Raw genomic sequence first — 14,295 nt, 5'->3', positions numbered from 1 at the left:
CGCCGGCAGAGAAGCGGGTATTCATAAGAAACGCTTTTGCATATAATGCAAAAATGAATGACGCCCGCTATGTAGAACATCTGCCAATTTTTCTCGACGTGGCCCACCTGGGCAGCTTTTCCGCCGCTGCGCGCCAGCTGGGTATGGTGCCTTCTTCGCTGGTGCGCCATATCGATGCGCTGGAAAGCGCGCTCGGCGCGACGCTGTTCGTGCGCTCCACCCGCGGCCTGTTGCTGACCGACGCCGGCGAGCTGCTGCTGACACGCGCCGCCGCGCTGATGACGGACATTACCGGCCTTCGCGCCGAGCTGAACGCGCTGAACGAAACGCCGCAGGGCACGCTGCGCATCAGCTGCCTGCCGACCTTCGGCAAAACCTATGTGCTACCGCTGCTGCCGACGCTGGCGGAACGGTACCCTCAGCTGTGGGTCGATCTCGATCTGACCGAACGCCAGACCGATCCGACCCAGGAACGGCTGGACGCCGCCATCCGCATCGGCGAGCAGAAGGACAGCGCGCTGTACGCCAGCCGCATCGCCACCCAACGCTGGGTCATGTGCGCCAGCCCCGGCTACGTCGCCCGCTATGGCCTGCCGAGCGATCTGGAGGCGCTGCCGCAGCACCGGCTGATCGCCCGCTACCACAAACAACAGCCGGCCTGCTGGGCGCAGATCCTCGACGCGGCGCTGATGAGCCGCTGCACCATGGCGCTGCGCTGCGACGACTTCACCGCGCAGCGTCAGGCCGCACTGCTCGGGCTCGGCATTGCCTTTCTGCCCAACTGGGTGGTGGGGCCGGACGTGCAGCACGGGCAGCTAGTGCAGATGCTGGAAGATCCGCGCCATGAGCAGCAAGGCATCTATCTGCTGCGGCCGATGGCGAAGGTGTCCGCCCGGCTGGCGGCCTTCACTGCCCTGCTGCAGCAAACCATCGGTCAGCCGCCCAGCTGGGGGTAAAGCGGCGTCACTCGTCCATGCAGGGCCGGGTTGTCGCTCTCGTCCTTCAGCTCGATGCCGCTCAGCCGCCGCTGGAACGCCTGCTCCAGCAGCCAGGCCAGGCGGAACGCCGCCTGCGGGTAATCCAGCCCCTCGGGCCGTACGTTGGAAATACAGTTGCGCTCGGCGTCCGTTCTGCGCGCGCTCGGTCCCCAGGTCAAATAGATGCCCAGACTGTCCGGCGACGACAGCCCCGGCCGTTCGCCGATCAGCATCGCCACCGCCCGAGCCTGCAGGCATTCACCGATCTCATCCCCCAGCGCCACCCGCGCCTGATGCGCCAGCACCACCGGTGCCACGGTCAGCCCCAGCGTATCGAGATAGGGCCGCAGCGCTTGCAGCAACGGCAGCGCCTGGCGGTGCACCGCCTTGGAGGAGAGGCCGTCCGCCACCGCCAGCAGCAGATCGACGCGGCGCGGCGGTAAACCAAGCAGCAGGCTGCGGCTATCCGGCGCCAATCGCCGCCCCAGATCCGGACGGCGCAGGTAGGCGGCGCGGTCGCCAGCCTGGCTGTGCACCGCCAGCGTGGGCCAACCGGCATCGTGCAGATCCGCCGCCAGCCGCTCGCTGTCGAAAGGCTGATGCACCGCGTCGCGCGCCTGGGCATGGGCCAGGCCGAAGCGCAGCAGCTCGTCGGTCGGCAGACTGGCGCCGGTGCGCCCCAGCGCGATGCGCGCGTCGGTAAAGGCGCGCAGCGCATCCCAACTGTTGACGTGAACCGGTTTGCTCATGTCCGTTCTCCCTGCAGCGCCAGCAACAGCGGGTGATTGGCGGCGGCGTCGCGCAGCCGCCCGCGTTCGTCGGTGATGTTCATCGCCGCCAGCCAGGCGGCGAACTCCGGCGCGTGCTTCAGCCCCAGCAGCTCTCGGATATAGAGCGCGTCGTGGAACGAGGTGCTTTGGTAGTTGAGCATGATGTCATCCGCGCCCGGTACGCCGATCAGGAACGTCAACCCGGCGGCGGCCAATAGCGTCAGCAGCGTGTCCATGTCGTCCTGATCGGCTTCGGCATGGTTGGTGTAGCAGACGTCGCAACCCAGCGGCAGGCCGAGCAGCTTGCCGCAGAAGTGGTCCTCCAGCCCGGCGCGGATAATTTGTTTGCCGTCATACAGGTATTCGGGGCCGATAAACCCCACCACGGTGTTGATCAGCAGCGGTGAGAAATGGCGCGCCACCGCATAGGCACGCGCCTCACAGGTCTGCTGATCGACGCCGTGATGCGCGTTAGCCGACAGGCAACTGCCCTGCCCGGTTTCGAAGTACATCACGTTATCGCCCAACGTGCCGCGCTTGAGGCTCAGCGCCGCCTGCTGCGCCTCCGCCAGCAGCGCCAGACTGATGCCGAAACCGCGATTGGCCGCTTCGGTACCGGCGATCGACTGAAACACCAGATCCACCGGCGCGCCGCGCTCCATCAGCCGCAGCGTGTTGGTCACATGGGTCAGCACGCAGGATTGGGTGGGAATGGCGAAGCGCTGGATCACGTCGTCCAGCATGTAGTTGAGCTTTTCCAGCAGCGGCAGGCTGTCGCTGGCCGGATTGATGCCAACCACCGCATCACCGCTGCCGTACAGCAGGCCGTCCAGCATGCTGGCGGCGATGCCCTGCAGGCTGTCGGTCGGGTGATTGGGCTGCAGCCGCACGCTAAGGTGGCCCGGCAGGCCAATCGTATTGCGAAAGCGCGTCACCACCCGGCACTTTTTCGCCACCAGGATCAGATCCTGATTGCGCATGATCTTGCTCACCGCTGCCGCCATCTCCGGCGTGATACCGGCGGCCACCTGCGCCAGCATGGCGCTGTCGGCCTGCTCGCTCAGCAGCCAGTCGCGAAAATCGCCGACCGTGAGGTGCGAGATGGGCTCAAAGGCGGCGGCATCGTGGCTATCGATAATCAGGCGCGTCACCTCGTCCTGCTCGTACGGCACCAGCGTCTGCTGCAGGAATGCCTTGAGCGGCACATCCGCCAGCGCGATGCGCGCCGCCATGCGCTCTTCGGCGCTTTCCGCCGCCACCTCCGCCAGATAATCGCCGGAGCGTGCAGGCGAAGCCTTCGCCATCAGCTGGCGCAGATCGCCAAAGCGATAGCCGCGTTGACCCACCGTTGCCTGATACATAGCCCCCTCCCTTGCCCCGAGTGACGAGATAACAGCCCTGCACCAAGTGTAGTCAGTGGGAAAAGAAAATTATTTTGCACGCGATCGCCGCCATCACGCCTCTCCCCATTTCACCCGCCGTCGCTTCAGGTTACAGTAGCCGCGAAAACAGGAGGGGTGATGGATCCGCAACGGCAAATTATCGACTGGCTGCAACAAGATAGCGCGCGCATGGCCGCCCTGCGCACCGTGCGCCGGCTCGGCCTGAATGACTGGTGCCTCGGCGCCGGCTTTGTGCGCAACCTGGTGTGGGATCGGCGCCACGGCTATAGGGAGCCCACGCCGCTCAACGATATCGACGTGATCCACTTCGATGCGCAGCGTGCGGACGCCGAACGCGATCGCATGCTGGAGGCGCGGCTGCAACAGTGGCTGCCGCAGCCGTGGTCGGTCAAGAACCAGGCGCGCATGCACCTGCGCGGCGGCCGGGCGCCCTACCGCAACAGCGAAGAGGCCATCAGCTTCTGGACCGAAGTGGAAACGGCGATCGGCGCGCGCCTGAACGCCGACGACAGCATCACCCTGGTGGCCCCCTTCGGGCTCGCGGCGCTGTTCGACGACACCATTACCTTCAACGTGAAAAACGGCGATCGCGCGGCCTATGCCCAGCGCGTGCTCGACAAAGGCTGGCTGTTGCACTGGCCGCGTCTGCGGCAGGTAAAGATTTAGCCGCCGCTGCCGATACCCTGATCAGCGATATACCGACTCAGGGAGAGCATCCATGTCGACCACCATCACCATGATCGTACCGATCAAAAATACCGTTCCCGGCGTCAGCAACGTCTTTAGCGCGCCGGGCCATCAGGGCGAATTGCTGATGGCCAAACCGGTCAACAACCAGCCGCAAGGCGGCAAGATGGAGAAAAACGAACGCGCCAACGGCAATGAAGAACCGGCTAACCTCAACGAAAGCCGCGCCTCGGTGCGCATCAAGGCGCTGAACCGGCAGATCCAGGCGCTGCAGCAAAAGCTGGTGGAGCTGAAGGACTCCAGCGCCGACCCCAAAGAGATCGAAAAACAGAAACAGCTGATCGAAGCGCAGATCAAGATGTTGCAGGCCGAGATCGCGCGCATCCAGAAAGAAGAAATGGAAAAGCAGCAGCAGGAGCAGATGGCAAAAGCCGCAGCGCAAGCCGGCGACGGCGTAAACCGCCCAACGCCGCTCAACGCAGTGGACGTCTATATCTGACTCAATATTCCGCGTTTTCCTGCCGGCGCTGTTGCAGCAGCGCCGCCTGCTGACGCGCCACCTGCCAGATGGCCTCCGCCGCCGGCGTCAGCGAACGGTTCTTGCGCCGTACCAGCATCAGTGCACGGTTGATCTCCGGCACCAGCCGCCGCACCCGGAGCCGCCCCCCTTCCGGCAACGGCAGCGCCAACGCCGGGAAAATGCTGATGCCGATCCCCTCCGCCACCATCGGGAACAGCGTCGCCGGATGGCCGATTTCCTGCACCACCTGCGCCTCCACGCCCTGCTGCCTCAGCGCACTGTCGATCAGCGGCCGGCTGCCCGACGCGTAATCCTGCAACACCAGGCGGCAGCCGTTTAACGCCGACCAACGCACCTCTTGCTGCGCAGCAAACGGGTGATCGTCGCGGCACAGCAACAGGAAAGGCTCATGCAGCACCGCTTCGCACTCCAGATCCACCGCCTGCACCGGATCGACCACGATGCCGAAATCCACCTCGGCGTTACGCACGCTGTGCAGCACCTGCTGCTGCGCCTGATCGCGCAGCATGATGCGGATCTCTGGATATTCACGCTCGCCGGCGGCGATGCACTGCGGCATCAGATGGGCGGAAATGGTCTGGCTCGTCGCCACCCGCACCGTGCCGCTGCGCTGTACGCCAAAGCTGCGCGCATCCAGCAACGCGGCCTGCAGCTCGTCCAGCAGCCGTTCGACCCGGTTGGCTAGCCGCAGGCCGGCGTCGGTCAACGCCACCTCACGCGTGGTGCGATCCAGCAGGCGCACGCCGACCTCCGCCTCCAGCTCTTTCACGCTGTGGCTGACCGCCGATTGCGTCAGGCCGATCGCCTCCCCGGCGCGGCTGAAGCTGCCGTGGCGGGCGATGGCGACGAACACCCGCAGCTGTTTGAGTGAGTAATTCATGTGTTTTATTCATGGATGAATTAAATAAATCAATTTTATTATTATATGCCCGCGCGGGAGAATAGCCCCATCGATTTTCTACCCGAGCGCATCGCCATGAGATTCCTGCCCGATCGTTTTACCCTGACGCTGATCGCCACCGTGCTGCTGGCGTCGTTCCTGCCGGCGCGCGGCGAGTTCGTCGGCTGGCTCAACGCCCTGACCATCGCCGCCATCGCCCTGCTGTTTTTCATGCACGGCGCCAAGCTGTCGCGCGAGGCCATCCTGGCCGGCAGCAATAACTGGCGGCTGCATCTGTGGGTGATGTTCAGCACCTTCATCATTTTTCCGGCGCTGGGGATGCTGTTCGCCTGGTGGGCGCCGATCGACGTCAGCCCCGAACTGTACGCCGGTTTCATCTACCTGTGCATTCTGCCCGCCACCGTGCAGTCGGCCATCGCCTTCACCTCGCTGGCGGGCGGCAACGTCGCGGCGGCAGTGTGCAGCGCTTCCGCCTCCAGCCTGCTCGGGATCTTCGTATCGCCGCTGCTGGTCGACCTGTTGATGAACGTGCACGGCGATACCGGCGGCCTGCGGCAGGTCGGTTCGATCGTGCTGCAGCTGCTGGTGCCGTTTGTCGCCGGCCACCTGCTGCGACCGCTGATCGGCGGCTGGATCGAGCGCCATCGGCCGCTTATCGGTAAAACCGACCAGACCTCGATTCTGCTGGTAGTGTACGCCGCCTTCAGCGAGGCGGTGACGCACGGTATCTGGCATCAGGTGGGGATCGGTTCACTGGCGTTTATCGTCGGCGGCAGCATCGTGCTGCTGGCGATCGTGCTGGTGGTGAACACCTACATGGCGCGCTGGCTGGGGTTCAGCAAGGCGGACGAGATCACCATCGTGTTCTGCGGTTCGAAGAAAAGCCTGGCGAACGGCATTCCGATGGCCAATATCCTGTTCCCGGCGGCGACGGTAGGGATCATGGTGCTGCCGCTGATGGTGTTCCATCAGGTGCAACTGATGACCTGTGCGGTGCTGGCGAAAAGGTATCAGCGTAAGCAGCGGGCGCAACAGGCGGTGCCCAACGCCAACGCGCAGGCGTCGCGCGGGTAAAAAAAAGACGGGCCAAGGCCCGTCAGTTCAGCTTTTCTTCAGCGGCTTGACCAGGTGGTCAAGCCCTTCGATTTTAATCGCCAGCGTCATCTCCATCAGCATGCCGAGCTTGCCTTTGGGGAATTCGCCCTTGCGGGCGAACCACAGCAGGTACTCTTCGGGCAGATCGATCAGCACCCGCCCCTGGTACTTGCCGAACGGCATCACGGTATTGGCGATCTCCAGCAGGTTTTCTTTTTCCATCACTCACCCAGCAAGCGGATCATCTCCGCTTCGTCGATCACGGCGATACCCAGCTCCTGCGCCTTCGCCAGCTTGGAACCGGCCGCCTCACCGGCGATCACCAGATCGGTTTTCTTCGACACGCTGCCGCTGACCTTGGCGCCCAGCGCCGTCAGGCGATCTTTGGCCTCGTCGCGCGACAGCTGGCTCAGCGAGCCGGTCAGCACCACGGTTTTGCCGGCGAACGGGCTGTCTATCTCTTCCGCCGCCACCACCACCGGCGCCGGCCAGTGGATGCCGATCTCGGCGCCCACCAGCTCGTTGATCACCTGCTGATTGAGCGCTTCATCGAGGAAATTGCGGGTGTGTTTGGCCACCACTTCGCCGACGTCCGGCACCTCTTTCAGCGCCTCGATGTCAGCGGCGAACAACTTCTCGAGCGATCCGAAATGCGCCGCCAGGTTGGCGGCGGTCGCTTCGCCGACCTCGCGAATGCCGAGCGCATACAGGAAGCGGGCGAAGGTGGTCTGTTTGGATTTCTCCAGCGCATTGACCAGGTTCTGCGCCGATTTCGGCCCCATGCGATCCAGACCGGTCAGAATGCCGGCGGACAGCCGGAACAGATCGGCCGGGTTCTTCACGTACTCCTTGTCCACCAGTTGCTCGATGATCTTGTCGCCCATGCCTTCAACGTCCAGCGCGCGGCGGGAAACGAAATGCTTCAACGCCTCTTTGCGCTGCGCGCCGCAGATAAGACCGCCGGTGCAGCGCGCCACGGCTTCGCCTTCCACGCGCTCAACGTCGGAGCCGCACACCGGGCAGTGCAGCGGGAACACCACTTCGCGCGCATCCTGCGGCCGGCGGTCTTCCAGCACCCCCACCACCTGCGGGATCACGTCGCCGGCGCGGCGCACGATCACCGTATCGCCGATGCGCAGCCCCAACCGCTCAATTTCATCGGCATTGTGCAAGGTGGCATTGCTGACGGTCACCCCGGCCACCAACACCGGCTCAAGGCGGGCCACCGGCGTAATCGCGCCGGTGCGGCCAACCTGAAACTCCACTTCGCGCACCACGGTGATCTGCTCCTGGGCCGGGAATTTGAACGCCGTCGCCCAACGCGGTGCTCGCGCCACAAAGCCCAGCGTTTCCTGCAGATCGATGTCGTCAATCTTGATCACCACGCCGTCGATGTCGAAACCGAGCTGTGCGCGGTCCTGCTCGACCTGACGATAAAACGCCAGCACTTCCTCGCTGCCGGTGCGGCGCTGGGCGCGATCGCTAACCGGCAGGCCCCAGGCCTTGAACTGCATCAGGCGCTCAAAATGGCTGTGCGGCAACTCACCGCCTTCCAGCAGGCCGACGCCGTAACAGAAGAAGGTCAGCGGGCGTTTGGCGGCAATGCGCGGATCGAGCTGGCGCAGCGAACCGGCGGCGGCGTTGCGCGGGTTGGCGAACACCTTGCCGTCTTTGCGCCTCGCCTCTTCGTTCATCTGTTCAAAACCGGCCTGCGGCATGAACACTTCGCCGCGCACTTCCAGCCGGCGCGGGATGTTGTCGCCGGTCAGGCGCAGCGGGATGGCGCGAATAGTGCGCACGTTGGTGGTGATGTTCTCCCCGGTGGTGCCATCGCCGCGCGTCGCCGCGCGCACCAGTTCGCCGTCTTCATACAGCAGGCTGACCGCCAGGCCATCCAGCTTCAGTTCGCAGCAGAAGGTCAGCGGATCGCTGCTTTTGAGCCTGTCCTGCACGCGCTTGTAAAACGCCAGGAAGCTTTCTTCGTCGAACACGTTGTCCAGCGACAGCATCGGCACTTCGTGACGCACCTGGTCGAACGCCGCAAGCGGCGCCGCGCCCACGCGCTGGGTCGGCGAATCGGCGGTGATCAGCTCCGGATGCGCGCTCTCGAGCTCGCGCAGCTCACGCATCAGGCGGTCATATTCCGCATCCGGCACTTCGGGCGCATCCAGCACATGATACTGGTATTCATGATGGCGCAATGTGGCTCGTAGTTGATTGATTTGTTGGATTATCGATTCCATGGCTCACCATCAAAGATAAAAAACCCCCGGCTAGCGGGGGCTTTGTTGTTACGGATGTTCAGTGCGCGCGGCAACCCGGTCAGGCGTTGTTTTCCAACACTTCACGGATACGCGCTTTGTAGGTTTCCAGCTTCTGCGGCGTCATCATGCGGCGCTCGTCGTCCAGCACCACGCCGCCCACGTCGTCGGCGATGCGCTGCGCCGACTGCAGCATCAGCTTGAAGTTCTGATTGGCGTCGCCGTAAGACGGCACCATCATGAACATCGACACGCCCGGCGTGGAGAAATCGGACATCATGTCAGGATCGAACGACCCCGGCTTGACCATGTTCGCCAGGCTGAACAGTACCGGGCCGCTGCCGGCCGGGCTGATATGGCGGTGGAAGATGCCCATCTCGCCAAACTGGAAGCCCGCCTGCAACACGCTCTGCAGCAGCACTTCGCCGCCGATCACGCCGCCCTGATGGGCCGCGACGTGCAGCACCAGCACGGTCTCTTTCAGCTTAGCCTGAATTGGCGCAGCCGCAGGCTGCGGTGCAGGTTCCGGCGCAGGCTTCACTTCCGGCGCTTGCTGCACAGGAGCCGGTTCGGCATGGAATGCCGGTTCTGCCCCCTGCGGCGCCTCATGTTCATGCGGCAGATCGTCGACGCGCGGCTCACGGCGCACGGCCGGTTGCGGTTGCTGCGGTTCGGCCTGTTCTTCGTCCGGCGCGTAGTTGTTCAGCAGGATATCATCATATTCCGGCCGCTGAGACAGCGGAGGCGGCGTCTGATGGGCAGCCGGCTGAACGGCGTGGGGCGCTGGCGCAGCCGCCGGAGCGGGCTTCGGCGCGGCCACGGGTTCTTCGCGTGCGGCATCGAAATGGCCGAATGACGGCTCGTCTTGCGGGTGAGCGGCGCGTACGCGCACCTCACCGACGCCTTCTTCGAGATCGTCGATCGGAGTTTGTTCACGTTCCTTTTGGGAACGTTTGGCTGGGCGATCGCGGAAGAGCGCTGACCGTTCTTTGCGACTGGTCCACAGACCGTGCAATAACAGCGCTATTATGGCGATCGCGCCAACAACGATTAATATCAGACGCAAATCCTGCATCATTGCTATCTCTGTTGTTCCAATACATTGCCACCGCGGCAAACATTCACTCTTTAACTCTATTTGCCCGCGCACACAAGTGCAAGTCCGTGCTGAACTTTATGCCAATAAAGATGATTATACTGCCTTTTTCTGCTGGTTTTTCAGCCAACCCTACCCTAGCCAGTGGAAAATCATCCCTATATGATAATGATGCCTGTTCAGACAACGAGATAACTTAAGATATGTCCTATACGCAGCTCCCTTCCCGCTCGACCAGCGGCATTCACTATTTCGCCGAAGGCTGGCGCCTGATTTCGCGCCCGGGGATTAAACGCTATGTGGTCCTGCCGTTGCTGGTCAACGTGCTGCTGATGGGCTCCGCTTTCTGGTGGCTGTTCAGCCGGCTTGGCGATTGGATCCCGGCGATGATGAGCCACGTTCCCGACTGGCTGCAATGGTTGAGCTACCTGCTGTGGCCGCTGGCGGTCATTTCGGTGCTGCTGGTGTTCAGCTATCTATTCAGCACTATCACCAATCTGATCGCCGCGCCGTTCTGCGGCCTGCTGGCCGAGCAGCTCGAAGGCAGCCTGACCGGCAAACCGCTGCCGGACACCGGCCTGCTCGGCATCGCCAAAGATCTGCCGCGCATCATGGCGCGCGAATGGCGCAAGCTGATGTATTACCTGCCGCGCGCGCTGCTGCTGCTGGCGCTGTACTTCGTGCCCGGCATCGGCCAAACGGTGGCGCCGGTGCTGTGGTTCCTGTTCAGCGCCTGGATGCTGGCGATCCAGTATTGCGACTACCCGTTCGACAACCACAAGGTGAGCTTTGCCGACATGCGCCGCGCCTTGCGCCAGCACAAAACCGACAACCTGCAGTTCGGCGCGCTGGTCAGCCTGTTCACCATGATCCCGATCCTCAATCTGGTGATCCTGCCGGTCGCCGTCTGCGGCGCCACCGCGATGTGGGTCGATCGCTACCGCTCGCAATTCGTCCGATAACCGCCGTTTTTTACCGCCGATAGCGCGGGAATTTTCGACAGGGCGCGCATTTCGCGCCCTTATCATTGTGCTTAAAACTTATTTCCTAATAACATATAGATATACCAATTCTTTACTTCCCTGCCGGTACTGTTAGCGTATGCTTTCGATGTTCCCCACATTTTCATAGAGTTAAAGGACGGGCTATGAGCAAGATATATGAAGACAACTCATTAACAATCGGCCATACGCCGCTGGTTCGTCTGAACCGTATCGGCAACGGACGCATTCTGGCCAAGGTTGAATCACGTAACCCGAGCTTCAGCGTCAAATGCCGCATCGGTGCCAATATGATTTGGGATGCGGAACAACGCGGCGTGCTGACCGCCGGCAAGGAACTGGTGGAGCCGACCAGCGGCAACACCGGCATCGCGCTGGCCTTCGTCGCCGCTGCGCGCGGTTACAAGCTGACGCTGACCATGCCGGAAACCATGAGCATCGAGCGCCGCAAGCTGCTCAAGGCGCTGGGCGCCAATCTGGTGCTGACCGAAGGGGCGAAAGGCATGAAAGGCGCCATCGCCAAAGCCGAAGAGATCGTCGCCACCGATCCGAACCGTTACCTGATCCTGCAGCAGTTCAGCAACCCGGCCAACCCGGCCATCCATGAAAAAACCACCGGCCCAGAAATCTGGGAAGACACCGATGGGGAAGTCGACGTGTTCATCTCCGGCGTCGGCACCGGCGGCACATTGACCGGCGTCAGCCGCTACATCAAGAACACCAAAGGCAAGGCCATCACCACCGTGGCGGTCGAGCCGACCGACTCGCCGGTCATCAGCCAGGCGCTGGCCGGTGAAGAGCTGAAACCGGGCCCGCACAAGATCCAGGGCATCGGCGCCGGCTTCATTCCGGGCAACCTCGATCTTGACCTGGTGGATCGCGTCGAGAAAGTCTCCAACGACGAAGCCATCAGCATGGCGCGTCGTCTGATGGACGAAGAAGGCATCCTGGCGGGCATCTCCTCCGGCGCAGCGGTCGCGGCGGCGGTGAAACTGGCCGAAGAACCGGCGTTCGCCGACAAGACTATCGTGGTCATCCTGCCCTCTTCCGGCGAACGTTATCTCAGCACCGCGCTGTTCGCCGATCTGTTCACCGAGCAGGAATTGCAGCAGTAATTCCGCAACTGCACAAATCGCTAAAAAAGCACCCTGCGGGGTGCTTTTTTGTGGACTGGATCAAACTTTATAGCAGTCCAAGATTGCTTTTGCCCGTCGCCTTTAGTATTTAACGTTGCATTATTTCGATGCGCAAAATTAATCACTCTCCGAGCACGGTCAAGGCTGAATCGATTTACTCATCTGTCGCCGACGCGGCGAATCGGGCATAATGGGGAGCGGATTGGAACGACGTCTAAAGCCGAGTTTTTTGATCTGAAGTGCCTAACGCGTCGTTTTCTGTTGCATCAACGTTCGCCCCTGTCCATAGTCAGGCGCTATAACCAGACAAGTTAAAGTCAGGCCCCTGGGCTAAACTTTAACTCCACAACATTAATCCAATAAGTTGGGGAAACATCAATGTTCCAGCAAGAAGTTACTATTACCGCTCCGAATGGTCTGCATACTCGCCCTGCCGCTCAGTTCGTTAAAGAAGCCAAAGGCTTCACGTCTGACATCACCGTGACCTCCAACGGCAAAAGCGCCAGCGCTAAAAGCCTGTTCAAACTGCAAACTCTGGGGCTGACTCAAGGGACCGTAGTGACCATCTCAGCTGAAGGTGAAGACGAGCAGAAAGCCGTTGAGCACTTGGTAAAACTGATGGCAGAGCTTGAGTAATCGGCCCGTCTTTTTAGTTAACACCAGTCAAGAGTAAGGTAGGGTTATGATTTCAGGCATTTTAGTATCACCGGGCATCGCTTTTGGTAAGGCTCTCTTGCTGAAAGAAGACGACATCGTCATCAACCGGAAAAAAATCTCTGCTGATCAAGTAGAGCAGGAAGTCTCGCGTTTTCTGGCCGGCCGCGCAAAAGCGTCCGAACAGCTGGAAGCGATCAAGACCAAAGCTGGCGAAACCTTCGGCGAAGAGAAGGAAGCTATCTTCGAAGGCCACATCATGTTGCTGGAAGACGAAGAGCTTGAGCAGGAAATCATAGCCCTAATCAAAGACGATCTGGCCTCCGCAGACGCCGCCGCCTACACCGTGATCGAAGGTCAGGCAAAAGCGTTGGAAGAGCTGGACGACGAATACCTGAAAGAACGCGCCGCCGACGTGCGCGACATCGGCAAACGCCTGCTGCAAAACATTCTGGGCATGCCGATCGTCGATCTGGGCTCCATTCAGGACGAAGTGATCCTGGTGGCCACCGATCTGACCCCGTCCGAGACCGCGCAGCTGAACCTGGACAAAGTGCTGGGCTTCATTACCGATCTCGGCGGCCGCACCTCCCACACCTCTATCATGGCGCGCTCCCTGGAGCTGCCGGCGATCGTCGGCACCAGCGACGTGACCAAGCAGGTGAAAAACGACGACTACCTGATTCTGGATGCGGTTAACAACAAAATTTACGTTAACCCGACCGCTGACGTTATCGATCAGCTGAAAGCCGCCCAGAACCAATACATCACCGAGAAAAACGATCTGGCCAAGCTGAAGGACCTGCCGGCAATTACGCTGGACGGCCATCAGGTTGAAGTCTGCGCCAACATCGGTACCGTGCGCGACGTCGCGGGTGCAGAGCGCAACGGCGCGGAAGGCGTCGGCCTGTATCGTACCGAATTCCTGTTCATGGACCGCGACTCGCTGCCGACCGAAGACGAGCAGTTCCAGGCTTATAAAGCCGTGGCGGAAGCCATGGGCTCGCAGGCCGTGATCGTCCGCACCATGGACATCGGCGGCGACAAAGACCTGCCGTACATGAACCTGCCGAAGGAAGAGAACCCGTTCCTCGGCTGGCGCGCCATCCGCATCGCGATGGACCGCCGTGAAATCCTGCACGCCCAGCTGCGCGCCATCCTGCGCGCCTCGGCGTTCGGCAAACTGCGCATCATGTTCCCGATGATCATCTCCGTGGAAGAAGTGCGCGATCTGAAAGGCGAAATCGAGACGCTGAAGGCGCAGCTGCGCGAAGAAGGCAAGGCGTTTGACGAGAGCATCGAGGTGGGCGTGATGGTGGAAACACCGGCTGCGGCGGTCATCGCTCACCACCTGGCGAAAGAAGTCGACTTCTTTAGTATTGGGACAAACGATCTAACCCAGTATACTCTGGCGGTAGATCGCGGCAACGAGCTGATTTCTCATCTCTATAACCCGATGTCCCCATCAGTACTTAGCCTGATCAAACAGGTTATTGATGCATCTCACGCAGAAGGCAAGTGGACCGGCATGTGCGGCGAACTGGCTGGCGATGAGCGTGCTACACTGTTGTTATTGGGCATGGGGCTGGATGAGTTCAGCATGAGTGCGATTTCAATCCCGCGCATCAAGAAAATTATTCGTAACACGAATTTCGAAGATGTGAAGGCGTTGGCAGCGCAGGCCTTGGCACAGCCAACGGCACAAGACCTGATGAATTGCGTCAATAAATTCATCGAAGAAAAAACGCTCTGCTAAACTTCCACGACACTGGA

Annotated in this window: 14 protein-coding genes; 8 read left to right on the top strand and 6 right to left on the bottom strand. The window is 61.5% G+C overall.

Annotation, left to right across the window (positions count from 1 at the left end):
* The first annotated feature begins 53 nt into the window (after positions 1-53).
* Complete coding sequence (locus ACJ8J5_RS00275) at positions 54-956, top strand: LysR family transcriptional regulator (protein ID WP_060447978.1); 903 nt, start codon at positions 54-56, stop codon at positions 954-956.
* On the opposite strand, the gene eutC is transcribed toward ACJ8J5_RS00275, so the two are convergent.
* Entirely contained in the window at positions 935-1,726 is a 792-nt protein-coding gene (eutC, locus tag ACJ8J5_RS00270; protein ID WP_043140316.1) for an ethanolamine ammonia-lyase subunit EutC, read from the bottom strand. The genes ACJ8J5_RS00275 and eutC overlap by 22 nt on opposite strands.
* Entirely contained in the window at positions 1,723-3,108 is a 1,386-nt protein-coding gene (locus ACJ8J5_RS00265; protein WP_060433805.1) for an ethanolamine ammonia-lyase subunit EutB, read from the bottom strand. Before ACJ8J5_RS00265 ends, eutC begins: the two co-directional genes overlap by 4 nt.
* Positions 3,109-3,267: 159 nt before the next feature.
* Here ACJ8J5_RS00265 and ACJ8J5_RS00260 point away from each other — a divergent pair, with 159 nt between their 5' ends.
* Complete coding sequence (locus ACJ8J5_RS00260) at positions 3,268-3,816, top strand: nucleotidyltransferase family protein (RefSeq protein WP_261426098.1); 549 nt, start codon at positions 3,268-3,270, stop codon at positions 3,814-3,816.
* Positions 3,817-3,868: 52 nt separating this feature from the next.
* Positions 3,869-4,336, top strand: a complete 468-nt coding sequence (locus tag ACJ8J5_RS00255) for a FlxA-like family protein (protein ID WP_025303776.1) — start codon at positions 3,869-3,871, stop codon at positions 4,334-4,336.
* 1 nt (position 4,337) lies between these two features.
* Here the strand turns inward: ACJ8J5_RS00255 and ACJ8J5_RS00250 are convergent, their stop codons facing one another.
* Positions 4,338-5,258 carry a LysR family transcriptional regulator gene (locus tag ACJ8J5_RS00250; RefSeq protein ID WP_261426096.1) on the bottom strand — a complete coding sequence of 307 codons (921 nt, stop codon included), beginning with the start codon at positions 5,256-5,258 and terminating at the stop codon, positions 4,338-4,340.
* A 96-nt stretch (positions 5,259-5,354) separates the two neighbouring features.
* Here ACJ8J5_RS00250 and ACJ8J5_RS00245 point away from each other — a divergent pair, with 96 nt between their 5' ends.
* Positions 5,355-6,353: a bile acid:sodium symporter family protein gene (locus tag ACJ8J5_RS00245; protein WP_414105035.1), complete on the top strand. Its 999-nt coding sequence runs from the start codon at positions 5,355-5,357 to the stop codon at positions 6,351-6,353.
* 27 nt (positions 6,354-6,380) lie between these two features.
* Here the strand turns inward: ACJ8J5_RS00245 and ACJ8J5_RS00240 are convergent, their stop codons facing one another.
* From ACJ8J5_RS00240 to zipA, 3 genes are all read right to left on the bottom strand, one after another.
* Positions 6,381-6,596 (bottom strand): DUF3820 family protein, encoded by a 216-nt coding sequence (locus ACJ8J5_RS00240; protein WP_004936441.1) that lies wholly within the window; start codon positions 6,594-6,596, stop codon positions 6,381-6,383.
* The gene (ligA, locus tag ACJ8J5_RS00235; RefSeq protein ID WP_414105034.1) at positions 6,596-8,617 is read right to left on the bottom strand and encodes an NAD-dependent DNA ligase LigA; all 2,022 of its coding nucleotides are present in this window, start codon (positions 8,615-8,617) and stop codon (positions 6,596-6,598) included. The genes ACJ8J5_RS00240 and ligA overlap by 1 nt, the downstream gene beginning before the upstream one ends.
* Positions 8,618-8,696: 79 nt before the next feature.
* On the bottom strand, positions 8,697-9,713 hold the full coding sequence (gene zipA, locus ACJ8J5_RS00230; protein WP_043140339.1) for a cell division protein ZipA: 1,017 nt from the start codon (positions 9,711-9,713) through the stop codon (positions 8,697-8,699).
* Positions 9,714-9,934: 221 nt separating this feature from the next.
* Between zipA and cysZ the strand changes: the two genes are divergently transcribed.
* The 4 genes from cysZ to ptsI all read left to right on the top strand — a co-directional run bounded on the left by cysZ (position 9,935) and on the right by ptsI (position 14,278).
* Complete coding sequence (gene cysZ / locus ACJ8J5_RS00225) at positions 9,935-10,693, top strand: sulfate transporter CysZ (RefSeq protein ID WP_197770170.1); 759 nt, start codon at positions 9,935-9,937, stop codon at positions 10,691-10,693.
* Between the two features lie 185 nt (positions 10,694-10,878).
* On the top strand, positions 10,879-11,847 hold the full coding sequence (gene cysK, locus ACJ8J5_RS00220) for a cysteine synthase A (protein ID WP_004936453.1): 969 nt from the start codon (positions 10,879-10,881) through the stop codon (positions 11,845-11,847).
* A gap of 399 nt (positions 11,848-12,246) precedes the next feature.
* Entirely contained in the window at positions 12,247-12,504 is a 258-nt protein-coding gene (ptsH, locus tag ACJ8J5_RS00215; protein WP_004936458.1) for a phosphocarrier protein Hpr, read from the top strand.
* Between the two features lie 46 nt (positions 12,505-12,550).
* Entirely contained in the window at positions 12,551-14,278 is a 1,728-nt protein-coding gene (gene ptsI, locus ACJ8J5_RS00210; RefSeq protein ID WP_025303782.1) for a phosphoenolpyruvate-protein phosphotransferase PtsI, read from the top strand.
* The last annotated feature ends 17 nt before the right edge of the window (positions 14,279-14,295 follow it).

The organism is Serratia sp. CY43202 (assembly GCF_052168755.1).
Lineage (GTDB): Bacteria > Pseudomonadota > Gammaproteobacteria > Enterobacterales > Enterobacteriaceae > Serratia > Serratia bockelmannii.
Note: the sequence above shows the minus strand (reverse complement) of the source record. Positions and strands in the feature narration are given on the sequence as shown.